This window comes from Streptomyces sp. NPDC048383 (assembly GCF_040651775.1).
Classification (GTDB): domain Bacteria; phylum Actinomycetota; class Actinomycetes; order Streptomycetales; family Streptomycetaceae; genus Streptomyces.
Genome location: NZ_JBEZKS010000110.1, coordinates 1 through 11,497 on the forward strand (window position 1 = coordinate 1; position 11,497 = coordinate 11,497).

The window sequence follows — 11,497 nt, forward strand, 5'->3', positions numbered from 1 at the left end:
CAGAGATTATGGTCAGTGGTGTTCAGACGTGTGATCTTCCGACGCCGGGCAGCGCGGGCAGCGCGGGCAGCGCGGGCAGCGGCTGAGGATCCGATCCCGATCGGATCCTCAGCCGTGGCCGGAGCTGTTCACCTGGGAACGGCACCTCGCACCACGCCTCGCCGCGCTGTGGGACCAAGACGGTACGTCCAGTGCGACCCGGTCCGTGGCCCTCCCGCCTTGCGATGCACCGCACAGCGAACCGGCCCGTCCGCCATGCCCCGCCAACCGCACCCGAAGGCCCGGCCCCGGCGCTGGGCGAGGTGGCCACGGCGTCGGCGCCCAGCCGCCCAACCTCGGCCCCCACCCGTCACGAAGCCCCGGCTACGAGGCGCAGCAAACCCCGCACCTCCGCGCCCCGGCCACAGCCGGTCCTCGGCCCGGCGTCACCCGTGACCGGAGCGAGCCGCCGAACAGGGCCCCGCCGGGCCTGCGACACGCCGCGCCCGCGTCCAAGCAGGACCGCCCGCCTCGGCACCACCCGAGCCCGGCCCACCACCCCGACCGGCACGCACCGGCACGCACCGGCACCACCCCCACCGGCCGGTGCCCCCGCACGCCGCCGACCCGCAGCGCCCGCCACCCGCCGGACCGACAACCTGGCGACCCCGCGCCCCCGCGCCCCCGCCGGACCGGCGCCCCGGAGACCAGGCGGCCCCGCAACCCGGCGACCCCGCGATCACCCGCCGCTACTGCCCCACGCGCCCGTCCACGCACTCCCGCAGGAGATCGGCGTGGCCGTTGTGTCGGGCGTACTCCTCGACCATGTGCACCAGGACCTCGCGCAGTTGCATCGGCTCATCGCCACCCCGTCCGATGACATCGAGGTCAGGCGCCTCCTCGACCAGTCGCTCGGCGAAGGCGACCTCCGCCCGCCAGGTCGCCCACGCCTGCGCGACGACCTCCGGGTCGGCGACCGCACCGGTGAACTCGCCGTCGCGGTCGTCCGCCGAACGGTAGTGACGGCGTATCCCCTCCCCCGCCATGACCTGCCGGCACCAGTACTGCTCGACCCCCGCGAGGTGCCGCACCAGCCCCAGCAGCGACAGGTTCGACGGCGCCACCGAGCGACGGGCCATTCCCTCGGCGTCGAGCCCGGCGCACTTCATCTCCAAGGTGAGCCGTTGATCGCGCACATAGCCGACGAGCACGGCCCGCTCCCCCTGGAAGCCGCCGTCCGAGCGGGCATCGTCATCGGGGTGGACGAACATGTTGGACCAGCCGAAGCGGCTGTCGGGCGCAGGTGTGATCACGCGGGCGAGGGTGCCCCCAAGTCCCTGTAGCCCGCAAGCAGTTTTCCCACCGAACCCGCCACCCGCCGCCCCCACGCGCAGCCCCACCCGCCCGCGACCAACCCACGCGGGAAGACCGGCCCCCCACCCTCCGGCGCCCACCCGGACGACACCCCTCCGCGTCCCACGCACCGGCCGAAACCGCACCTCCGCCGGAGCCCGCACGCCGCCCCCTGGCCCCGTATGCGAGTTTGGCCCCGCCTTGCCCCGCCCCCGGGTACGGAATCTCAACTTCCCCTTGAGTAAAAGGCCTTGGACTCCTTGATGTGACGTGCGCATGTCGGCACCCTGTCATCTGGCGCCCACCCGGACGACACCCCACGGCGCCAACATGGCCGCGTCCCGCCGGGGCAGCACGGCCACCACCCCCCGCACCCACGGAGCCCTCATGGCCCTCGCCTCCTTCCGCATGCCCTCCTTCTACGCGCGTCACGTCAGCCGCGCAGGAGTCCTCGCGTCGGCGGTCGCCCTCGCCTCGCTCACCTCGCTCGTCAACGCCCCCGCGGCCCTGGCCGCTCCCCCCACCCCCATCAGCGCGTCGGCCGCCCGCGCCTACCTGGCCACGGTCACGCCCGCGGCGGAAGGTTCCACCAGCGGTTACAGCCGCGACCTGTTCCCGCACTGGAGCACCGTCTCCGGCAGTTGCAACACCCGCGAGACCGTCCTCAAGCGCGACGGCGTGAACGTCGTCCAGGACTCCTCCTGCGCCGCCGTCAGCGGAAGCTGGTACTCCGAGTACGACGGCGCCACCTGGACCGCCGCGTCCGACATCGACATCGACCACATGGTTCCGCTCGCCGAGGCCTGGCGGTCGGGCGCCAACTCCTGGACCACCACCAAGCGCCAGCAGTTCGCCAACGACCTCACCCGCCCGCAGCTCATAGCGGTCACGGACAACGTCAACCAGGCCAAGGGCGACCTCGACCCGGGCAAGTGGCTGCCCTCGCGGACCGCCTACCGCTGTACGTACGCCCGCATGTGGGTCCAGGTGAAGCAGTACTGGGGCCTGCGCATGGACTCCACCGAGAAGACCGCCCTGACGAACGTCCTGAACGGCTGCTGACCCCTCACCCGAACCGGCCGTTTCTCCCCCGCCAGGGGGAGGCCATGCCCACCCTCCACCCCGTACCGTGATCACAGGGGATGCCGACAAGGGGGATGGGGATGGCCGGACTGCGCCTTGGGCCGTTGCTGCGGTACGTGGACTGGGACGCGGGGGGCTCCGCCACCATATGGGTGGAGGCGGACCGCCCGTGTACCGCCGAGGTGCGCTGCGCCGATGGGGCCGGCGGCAGCACCCGCACGTTCCAGGTCTCGGGCCACCACTACGCGCTGGTCCCCGTGACCGGCCTGACCCCGGGCACCACCACGGCTTACGAGGTCCTGCTCGACGGGGTCCTCGTCTGGCCCGCGGCCAACAGCGCCTTCCCGCCCAGCACCGTCAGCACGCCCGCGGTGGGCGGCGGCCCCGGCCGGCCCGCGCCGGGGCTGCGGGTCACCTTCGGCTCCTGCCGGCAGGCCGCACCGCCCGCCGACCAGCGCGGACCGCACGGCGCCGACGCCCTCGACACCCTCGCGGCCCAGTTGGCGTCCGAGCCGGAGGCCGTCCGGCCGGACCTCCTGCTGCTGCTCGGCGACCAGGTGTACGCCGACCAGTTGTCGCGGGACACCCGGCGGTGGCTGGCGGCCCGGCGCGACCTGCGCGAGGCGCCGGGTGCCCAGGTCGCGGACTACGAGGAGTACACCCGGCTCTACTACGAGTCCTGGCTCGACCCCGAGATCCGCTGGCTGTTGTCGACCGTCCCCAGCCTGCACATATTCGACGACCACGACGTGATCGACGACTGGAACACCAGCGCGGTCTGGCTGGCCGAGATGCGCGCGACGCCGTGGTGGCCGGAGCGGGTGCTCAGCGGGTTGATGTCGTACTGGGTGCACCAGCACCTGGGGAACCTCTCCCCCGCCGAGCTCGCCACCGACCCGTTGTACGCGGCGGTACGGGCCACGCCGGACGGTACGGACGTGCTGCGCACCTTCGCCGCGCGGGCCGACGCCGACCCGGCCTCGGTGCGCTGGAGCTACCGACGGGACTTCGGCCGGACGCGGCTGCTGATGGTCGACACCCGGGCGGCCCGGGTACTGGCCGAGGACGGCCGGGCCATGCTCGACCCGGCGGAGCAGCACTGGCTCCGGGAGAACGCGCTGGCCGGGCACGGCGGGTACGACCACCTGCTGATCGGGTCCTCACTGCCCTGGTTGATGCCCCCGCTCATCCACGACGCCGAGGTGTGGAACGCCGCGCTGTGCCGGGGCGTACGGGGTCCCCGGTGGGCGCGGATCGGTGAGGACCTGCGGCGGCGCAGCGATCTGGAGCACTGGGCGGCGTTCCCGAGTTCGTTCGAGGCGCTGAGCGATCTCATCGAGGAGGTCGGGACGGGCCCGCGCGCCCCGGCGACGGTGTGCGTGCTCTCGGGGGACGTCCATCACGCGTATGTGGCCGAGCCCCGCATACCCAGCACCTCGCGGGTGTTCCAGCTGACCTGCTCGCCGGTGCACAACTCCATCCACACGGCGGTGAAGCTGGGATTCCGGCTGGGCTGGTCGCGGGTGGGCCGATGGTTGGGCCGGGGCTTCTCCCGGCACGGCCGGACGGGCCGACCGCCGCTGAGCTGGCAGCGTACGGGCGGCCCGTGGTTCGGCAACCAGTTGATGACGCTGGCGCTGGTGGGCCGCAGCGCCCGTCTGCGGTTGGACCAGAGCCGCAAGGGGCGTTCGGGGGCCCGCTTGGTGGCGGTGCTGGACCGTGAACTCACCGATGCGGAGTAACTCCAACCGCTTCGCGTACGACGGGCACGGGCCGTGGCGCCCGGTATCCGCCCGGGCCGGGGCGGGCCGGGGCCTCGGCTCGGCGGCCGCCCCGCGGCTTCGCGCATCGGGCTCCGGGCGTACGCTGTATGGCTGTCAAGCCGCCCCTGCCGCTCCCCGCGACGACGCGGCGCTTCGGACTGGGGAGTTCCGCCTTGCTTGAGACGCTGGGGTCGCTGACCGCGAGCCCATGGATCTACGCCGTGGTGGCGGTGTCGGTCGTGCTCGATGTGTTCCTTCCGGTGCTGCCGAGCGGCATGTTGGTGATCATGTCCGCGGCCGCCGCGGCGGCCGCGGGCGCTCCCGCGGAGGTCCCGGACATCCTGGCGCTGCTGGTCATCGCCACGACCGCATCCGTACTGGGTGACATGGCCGCCTACCGCCTGGCACGGCGCGGCGGAGCCCGGCTGGACCGGGCCATCGCCCGCTCACGCCGGTTGACCCGCGCCCACGAACGCCTCGGCTCGGCACTGGCCAGGGGCGGCGGCGCCCTGGTCGTGATCGCCCGCTTCGCCCCGGCCGGCCGGTCGGTGGTGTCGCTGGGCGCGGGCAAGACGCAGCGCAAGGTGATGGAGTTCCTGCCCTGGTCGGTGTTGGCGGGCATGAGCTGGGCCGGCTACAGCGTGGCCCTGGGCTATTACGGCACCCAGTGGCTGGGAACGACCTGGCTCGGCGGCGCGGTCTCCCTGATCGCCCTGTTCGCAGCCGGCTCCCTGGCGGCCTTCCTCATCCGCCGCCCCCCTACGTCCCCGGCCCCGGCAACGTAGGAACGCCGAACCCCATCCCACCCGGCGCACCACGCATCTCCCGCACACCGGCCCGCCCGCCGCCCCGAACGGCGGCGCCCACGGGAGCGCTCCGCCAACCCCTGCAACAGGCACACCGGCGCCCCTGGATCACCGTACGAGCGCCAGGCACCGAACCCACACCGGTGACGCGGCCGTCGCGAGTACCACGCCCACCTCAGGAGTAGCCCGAGTGGCGCACTCGGTCACCCGTTCACCCGGCAGCGATCGCCGCGTCACGGTGGGCCTTCTAGCGTCCAGAGCACGGCGTGCAGCCGAATCCGCGTCACATCCGTGCCCTGGCCGCGCCGTTTCGAGGAGCCCGAGGAGTTCACTCCATGACCCGCACGCGCAACCGGCACCGCCTGGCAGGGGTCGCGGCCGCGGCACTCGCCGTCGCGGCCGTCACCCCGGCCACACTCGCCGCCGCCGCCCCCTTCGCCACCGTCTCGCCCGGGACCGTCGCCCCCGGCGCCCGCGTCAGCCTCAACATCGAGGGCTGCGGAACCAAGACCGGCCGGGCCACCTCCCGCGCCTTCGGTGACGTGACACTGACCCCGGGCAACCTGGAGGCGACCAACCTGTTCGGCGCCGCCACCGTCTACCGTGACGCCGTCGTCGGCTCGCACCCCGTCACCTTCGAGTGCGGCGGCGCGGGCGGCCAGCGCGTCACCGTCGCCCTCCAGGTCGCTTCCGGCGCCGCCCGCGGCGGCCTGGGCGGCAGCGTCGGATCGATCAGCAGCGCCCAGATCGCCATCGGCGGCGCGCTCGCCGCGGGCGCGCTCGGCGCCGGCGTGTGGGTACTGCGCCGCCGCTCGGCATCCGTCGGCTGAACCGGCAACGGGAGCACGAGGTCGTCTCGTGCGGACCCTGCCCGGCCCCCGCCACCCGGCACCGCGCTCCACGCGTGGTCGGGTTGCCCGAGTACCCCGTACGAGGGCGCCCCTCCGCCTTCGAATCAACGGCACCGGACGATACGGGTCCGACCGGCGAGTTCCGAAGGAGACGACCCGGGCGGCCCCGTCGACCGGACCACCACGCGGGCGCACGCCGCCAAAGGCCCCCACCCGAGCGACCGAGCCGAGGCATCCGGGTGGCACCTCCGGCGCAGCCGACCCGGGGTCCCACCCGGCCAGGCCGGGTGGGACCGACCAGGCGGTGCTATCAGGCGATCAGGCCTCGGCGGCGGCCCGACCACGTACGTGCACCCCGTCGAGCAGCAGCCTCGTCGCCTCCGCGACGGCGTCCACGGCGGCGTCGAACACCTCCCGGTTGTGCGCGGCCGGCGCCCGGAACCCGGACACCTTCCGTACGTACTGGAGCGCGGCGGCGCGAATCTCCTCCTCGGTGGCCTTCTCGGGGATGGCGGGCGGGCGCAAGGTCTTAATGGAGCGGCACATACCTCCACTATGGCGCTACCGCGGCAGCTCGGCCCCGGACAATTTCATGATCAGTCCGGCCTGGAGCCGCGCTCTCAGCTCCGGATCGGCGACCTCCTCCAGCAACCCGATCGCCTGCTGCGTGCTCTCGGCGGCCCGCCGGTCCTCACGGAGGGAGGCCGTCTGCGCGGCCATGTGCCGCAGCGCGATGTCGGCCCGCCGGTGGAACAACTGCCCGACCAGGGTGACGACCAGCCCGACCGAACTCGTCACCACCCCGACGTACGCGTCCCCCGAGGCCTCCGCCTTCCAGACCGCCAGCCCGACCCCGAAGAGCAGCACGGCCGCCCCGATCGCCGCGAACAACTGGCTGGTCGCGAAGCTGCTGCGGGCCTGGGTCAGTCCGTAGGCGTAGTACTCGACGAGGATCGGCGTGAAGTCGTCTCGCCGGTCGCCCAGTTCGGCCTGCTCGCGCCGACTCGCCCCCGCGTCCAGGAACCGCGGATCACCCCTGCCCGACGACTCCCCGCTCCCGGCTCCCCTTCCTCCTCCGACTCCTGCTCCGGCGGCCAACGAAGCGAGCAGCCGCGCCCGCTCCTCGTCCCGCCTCCGCTCGAACCGGTCGGCGCCCAGCCGGCCGAACACCGCCGCCGCGCAGACCACCAACGCCGCCGCCCCGAGCGCCCAGAGCCACTCCCCCACCCCGGTCACCGCCATCACCCCCATCCGGGGATCCCCGCCCGCGGACGAGGGAAAACCACCCGCCCCTGATGCGGGCCGTCCGCCCCGAACCTAGACTGACGAACGCCCGAATTGCCCGGAATGAGGGAGACGCTCCATGGCCAAGCGAGGAAACAAGCGCCGCGCCCGCAAGAAGAAGAAGGCCAATCACGGCAAGCGCCCCAACGCCTGACCCCGCCGAAAGCCCCCCGCCACACTCGGGGGGCTTTCCGCCACCAACCCGCCCCATCCCCCCGGCACGCCCGCCGCCCCCTGCCACCCCCACTCGCCCGCCCCACGCGGCGAGAAGGACGGTGTCACGCCGGGCCAGGAAAACGTTGGGCGGTGGGGCGGTCCGGCCGGCCGAACCGAACCGATCCCGCCTCCCGGAGGTCCGTGCGAGGCCCGCTCGCCCACGAAGGGGTGGCCCCGTACGCGCAAGGCGTACGGTCACGGGCTCCACGCAGCGGGGTACGAGACGCTCGTCGCCGGCCTGCCCCGCCCCCCCTCGACGGAGCGACTCCCCCACGGCTACGAGGCCGGACGCTCATGACCACGGGCGGCAACGCGAGCCTGCCCGTCCGCCACGCGAGGAGGAGCACCTCGGCCACCGAAACGCAGCCCACCACGGCCGACCTGATCGGACGCCACGGCCGGACGCCGACGCGGCTCGCCTTCGACCTCGGCACGGAAGAACTCGACGAGGAGAACCCCCACCGGACCGGGTTTCCTCCCGCCGGAGGCGCGCCCGACCGTCGTGGAGGAAGAGGCCCGGTACGTGACTCCCCTCCTCCACACCGACCTGGAAGCGAAGCTCAGCGCTGCACCGAAGCGCTCGGACGCACCCGCCATCCCGCTCCCCTTCCTTCGTTGGCCCGCCGGGAGCCATCGCCAGCGGCCACCGCGCCCCACCTCAAACCCCGGTCCGGTCAACCGCTAGGCACCGGGCGCCCGGTACCGGACCCTCTCGACCGTGCGCAGGGCGTCCAACGTCTCATCGACGGTGAGCAGAACCGTCGTCTCGAACGAGCTGAGCGCGCCCCCTCCACTGATCGCCAGGGCGACCGCCGCCATGGACACGTTGTCCGGTGCCTCCCAGAGGTTGTAGCCGTCGTGCGTGCCGAAGGCGTACCAGAAACCGTGGAGCTTCCCGCCGACGGACTCGACGTACGACCGAGCGGCCTCCGACCGGTCCTCAGGATGGCCGGTCAACCGCGCCCAGGTCTCCGGTGTGTAGCTGAACCGCGATAGGTAGAGCGGCACGAGATCTCCCTTCCGTTCCCTCAAGGGATGCCCGCGCGCGCCCGGCACCCCCCTTGGGACGCCCGCATCTCCCCCGAACGGCCGGACAACCCGACGGCGCAAACGACAGCCCCCCGCACCTCAATCCGCGGGGGGCTTTCCATCAGACGGACGGACTTCACCCCGGCTTCCGCTGCGCGACTCCGTAGCTCGACCAGCCTCCCTCGGCTTCCACCGAAGCTCACCGGCCCCGCCCGTCACCACACAACGTGCTGCCGCGTCCCGGTGCCGATCGGGGTGCTCGACCAGTCCGTGAAGGCGGAAGGACCCGCACGCTCCGCAGCACGACGTCGACTTTCGGCAGACCGTCTCCGACAGCGCAGGCGGCCACGCTGCGCGAGGCGGTCGAAACCCGGGCCCGCTGCCCAGAAGCCGGCATGGCCGTTCAAGGCCGTTCCCGTCGATGCCGATCGTGGAGGCCATGTGGCGTCGAGAAGGCATGGAAAAGCCCCCAACCATGATCGGTTGGGGGCTTTTCGCCGGTGGGCGCGGACGGTTTCGAACCGCCGACATCTGCTTTGTAAGAGCAGCGCTCTACCCCTGAGCTACGCACCCGTGGATGAGTGGACAGCCTACATGGAGGCCGCACCCCCCACGCAAACCCGTTCCCGTGGGGGAGAATGGACCGGGGCATGGCGGACGGGGCACGGGAGAGCGATGGTGACGACGGCATCCCGGCGGTGGTTCGGCGGGCGGGACGAGAGTCGACGGGCGGACGCGCAGGCGGCGAAGGATGCCGCGGCGGCCGCGTTCTACGAGCTGGACACGGCGCAGCGGGATCTGCGGATCTCGATCGAGACCATCGCGGCGGCGGACGGGTCGCCGGCGGCGCGGCGGGCGACCGACGGGTTCGCCGCGCTGGGGGTGCGCATCGACCAGGTGAGCCAGGTGTACATCGAGGCGGTGGACGCGCACGACCTGGACCGGGTCGATCTGGAGGGGTCCGTCGCCGCCCAGGCGCGGGAGCAGCTGACCCGGGCCCGGGACGAGCTGGTGCGGGTCCAGCAGGAGTTGGAGCGGTTCGCGCAGGGGCTGCAGCCGCTGCTGGACAAGGCGGAGACGCAGCTGGCCCGGGTGGCGCCGGCCCGGGAGCGGGCCAGGGCGGCGCTGCTGGCGGCGAGTGACGCGCTGGACTCGGTGCGCGCCAAGGGCATGCGGGCCGATGACCTGGCGGCGCGGCTGGCGGCGCTGGGCCCCGAGCTGACGAAGCTGACCCAGGGGGCGGCGCAGCACGGGGTGCAGCAGACCGTGCAGCGGGCCGACCGGATCCTGCGCGACGCGGAGGGCGTACGGGCCGAGGCCGAGCGGCTCCCGGAGCGCGCGGCGGAGATCGACCGGCGCCTGGTCAGCCTGCGCACCCGGGCCCAGGCGCTGCGCAACCGGGCGGACCGGGTGGATCCGGTGCTCAGCGAGCTGCGGCGGCGGTTCAGCGCGGCCTGTTGGCAGGACCTCCAGCAGGTGCCGGACGAGGCGGTACGGGACGTCGCGCGGGCCGAGGACCGGCTGGCGGAGGCCGCCCGGGCGCGGGACGAGCAGCGGTGGGCGGACGTGGCGGCGGCCATCGAGGCGGTGCGGGGTTCCTTGGACGCCACGGACGAGGCGGTGTCGGCGGCGCAGGACCGGCTGGACCGGCTGGAGGCGGTGGCGCGGGACCCGCAGGCGGAGGTGCAGCGGACCCGGTTCGCGATCCGGGACGCCCAGCGCTTGGCGATGGCGGGCCGCAGCGTGCCCGATCCCCGGCACGCCCGGCCGCTGGACGAGTCGGTGGCACGGGTGGATCGGGCCCTCGCCGGTCTGGAGGGGCGGCACCCGGACTACTGGGCGTTCCTCCAGGAGATGGAGGACGTACGGACCGCCGTGAACCGGGTCGTGAACGAGATCCGGGCCGACCGCGGCCACGCCTGATCGGGAACACCGCGCGAGCGCGGACGCCGGGAACGGACGTCCCGTCCGGCCCGGCCCGGTCGGGACGGACAGTCGGGACGGACAGACGGGACGGAACAGACGGGACGGGACAGACGGAACAGTCGAGCGCCCGTCCCGACAGCCGTCCCCCACCCCCACCCCCCTCCCCCGGTTGTCCCCCGCCCCCCGGCGGCGGATCCTGGAGGGACGTACGGCCGGCCCGAGGTAGAGGAGGCCGTGATGGTTTCGCACACGGCGCCGCGCGTCCCCCGGCCGGCCGCCGGGGCACGGCTGAACGAGCACCTCCCCGTCGACCACAAGCTGAGCAAGGTGTACCGGATCGGTGCGGGGTTGACCGGTTTGCTGCTCCTCGTGTTCGGGGTCCTGGGGCTGATCGACCGGATCGGGTTCTTCGACACCGGCGGGGACACGGTCGCGGGCCTCAACACGAACGGCGCGCTCAGCGTGCTGTCGATCCTGGTCGGGCTGCTGCTGTTCGGCGGGATGGTGGTGGGCGGGAACTTCGCGTCGACCCTGAACATCGTGCTGGGCCTGCTGTTCATCGCGAGCGGGTTCGTGAACCTCGCGTTGCTGGACACCGGGTTGAACTTCCTGGCCTTCAAGATCCCGAACGTGTTGTTCAGCTTCGTCGTCGGCGTGATGCTGATGTGGTTCGGGATGTACGGCCGGGTCGGCAGCGCCCTCCCGCACGACAACCCGTACTGGCGCGCCCGCCACCCCGAACAGGCCGCGCGCGAGGCGCGGGCGGCGGGCCGTAGGGGGCCGGCCCGGTAGCGTCGCGCCCGGCCGACGCCGCCGCCGGTGTCCGGACGGGGGTTCGCGGTGTGTCCGGGGATACCGGGATGCCGTCCGGCCGCATAGCCTGGTGCGCATGCCCCGTTACGAGTACCGCTGCCGGACCTGCGACGACACCTTCGAGGTCAGCCGTCCCATGGCCGAGTCGTCCGCCCCCGCCGACTGCCCCGCCGGTCACGCCGACACCGTCAAGCTGCTGTCCGCCGTCGCGGTCGGCGGCAGCGGCGGTGGCTCCGCCGCTCCCGCGCCCGCGATGGGTGGCGGCGGCGGGGGCGGTTGCTGCGGCGGCGGCGCCTGCGGCTAGGTTCTGTTTCTTGGATCAGCTGCGGAGCCAGATGATGAGGGTCGCGAGGGTGACGGTCCCGAGGTAGACGTAGGCACGTTTGTCGTAGCG

At 73.3% G+C, this 11,497-nt stretch carries 11 protein-coding genes and 1 tRNA gene; 7 read left to right on the forward strand and 5 right to left on the reverse strand.

The features are described from left to right. Positions 1-728 precede the first annotated feature (728 nt). Positions 729-1,250: a DinB family protein gene (locus AB0D46_RS37645; RefSeq protein ID WP_362884514.1), complete on the reverse strand. Its 522-nt coding sequence runs from the start codon at positions 1,248-1,250 to the stop codon at positions 729-731. 490 nt (positions 1,251-1,740) lie between these two features. Here AB0D46_RS37645 and AB0D46_RS37650 point away from each other — a divergent pair, with 490 nt between their 5' ends. From AB0D46_RS37650 to AB0D46_RS37665, 4 genes are all read left to right on the forward strand, one after another. Further along, positions 1,741-2,394, forward strand: a complete 654-nt coding sequence (locus AB0D46_RS37650; protein WP_362884515.1) for an HNH endonuclease family protein — start codon at positions 1,741-1,743, stop codon at positions 2,392-2,394. A gap of 101 nt (positions 2,395-2,495) precedes the next feature. Continuing rightward, the gene (locus tag AB0D46_RS37655; RefSeq protein ID WP_362884500.1) at positions 2,496-4,157 is read left to right on the forward strand and encodes an alkaline phosphatase D family protein; all 1,662 of its coding nucleotides are present in this window, start codon (positions 2,496-2,498) and stop codon (positions 4,155-4,157) included. A 194-nt stretch (positions 4,158-4,351) separates the two neighbouring features. Then, positions 4,352-4,963 carry a VTT domain-containing protein gene (locus AB0D46_RS37660; protein ID WP_362884502.1) on the forward strand — a complete coding sequence of 204 codons (612 nt, stop codon included), beginning with the start codon at positions 4,352-4,354 and terminating at the stop codon, positions 4,961-4,963. Positions 4,964-5,319: 356 nt separating this feature from the next. Then, entirely contained in the window at positions 5,320-5,814 is a 495-nt protein-coding gene (locus AB0D46_RS37665) for a hypothetical protein (protein WP_362884503.1), read from the forward strand. A gap of 339 nt (positions 5,815-6,153) precedes the next feature. Here the strand turns inward: AB0D46_RS37665 and AB0D46_RS37670 are convergent, their stop codons facing one another. The 4 genes from AB0D46_RS37670 to AB0D46_RS37685 all read right to left on the reverse strand — a co-directional run bounded on the left by AB0D46_RS37670 (position 6,154) and on the right by AB0D46_RS37685 (position 8,937). Further along, positions 6,154-6,381, reverse strand: coding sequence for a DUF2277 domain-containing protein (locus AB0D46_RS37670; protein WP_362884505.1), 228 nt, complete (start codon positions 6,379-6,381; stop codon positions 6,154-6,156). A gap of 15 nt (positions 6,382-6,396) precedes the next feature. Continuing rightward, entirely contained in the window at positions 6,397-7,086 is a 690-nt protein-coding gene (locus tag AB0D46_RS37675) for a hypothetical protein (protein ID WP_362884507.1), read from the reverse strand. A gap of 930 nt (positions 7,087-8,016) precedes the next feature. Continuing rightward, entirely contained in the window at positions 8,017-8,343 is a 327-nt protein-coding gene (locus tag AB0D46_RS37680) for a GYD domain-containing protein (protein WP_362884509.1), read from the reverse strand. Between the two features lie 522 nt (positions 8,344-8,865). Continuing rightward, positions 8,866-8,937, reverse strand: a tRNA-Val gene (locus AB0D46_RS37685). 102 nt (positions 8,938-9,039) lie between these two features. Here AB0D46_RS37685 and AB0D46_RS37690 point away from each other — a divergent pair. The 3 genes from AB0D46_RS37690 (at position 9,040) to AB0D46_RS37700 (ending at position 11,407) form a co-directional block, all read left to right on the forward strand. Further along, complete coding sequence (locus AB0D46_RS37690) at positions 9,040-10,287, forward strand: hypothetical protein (protein WP_362884511.1); 1,248 nt, start codon at positions 9,040-9,042, stop codon at positions 10,285-10,287. Positions 10,288-10,527: 240 nt separating this feature from the next. After that, complete coding sequence (locus AB0D46_RS37695; protein ID WP_362884512.1) at positions 10,528-11,082, forward strand: DUF4383 domain-containing protein; 555 nt, start codon at positions 10,528-10,530, stop codon at positions 11,080-11,082. 97 nt (positions 11,083-11,179) lie between these two features. Then, positions 11,180-11,407 carry a zinc ribbon domain-containing protein gene (locus AB0D46_RS37700; protein WP_362884513.1) on the forward strand — a complete coding sequence of 76 codons (228 nt, stop codon included), beginning with the start codon at positions 11,180-11,182 and terminating at the stop codon, positions 11,405-11,407. The last annotated feature ends 90 nt before the right edge of the window (positions 11,408-11,497 follow it).

Excerpts from the sequence above, each read along its gene's own strand:
- AB0D46_RS37700 (WP_362884513.1), top strand. The coding sequence starts at position 11,180 with ATGCCCCGTTACGAGTACCGCTGCCGGACCTGCGACGACACCTTCGAG.
- AB0D46_RS37690 (WP_362884511.1), top strand. The coding sequence starts at position 9,040 with ATGGTGACGACGGCATCCCGGCGGTGGTTCGGCGGGCGGGACGAGAGT.
- AB0D46_RS37655 (WP_362884500.1), top strand. The coding sequence starts at position 2,496 with ATGGCCGGACTGCGCCTTGGGCCGTTGCTGCGGTACGTGGACTGGGAC.
- AB0D46_RS37670 (WP_362884505.1), bottom strand. The coding sequence starts at position 6,381 with ATGTGCCGCTCCATTAAGACCTTGCGCCCGCCCGCCATCCCCGAGAAG.
- AB0D46_RS37645 (WP_362884514.1), bottom strand. The coding sequence starts at position 1,250 with ATGTTCGTCCACCCCGATGACGATGCCCGCTCGGACGGCGGCTTCCAG.
- AB0D46_RS37650 (WP_362884515.1), top strand. The coding sequence starts at position 1,741 with ATGCCCTCCTTCTACGCGCGTCACGTCAGCCGCGCAGGAGTCCTCGCG.
- AB0D46_RS37695 (WP_362884512.1), top strand. The coding sequence starts at position 10,528 with ATGGTTTCGCACACGGCGCCGCGCGTCCCCCGGCCGGCCGCCGGGGCA.
- AB0D46_RS37675 (WP_362884507.1), bottom strand. The coding sequence starts at position 7,086 with ATGGGGGTGATGGCGGTGACCGGGGTGGGGGAGTGGCTCTGGGCGCTC.
- AB0D46_RS37665 (WP_362884503.1), top strand. The coding sequence starts at position 5,320 with ATGACCCGCACGCGCAACCGGCACCGCCTGGCAGGGGTCGCGGCCGCG.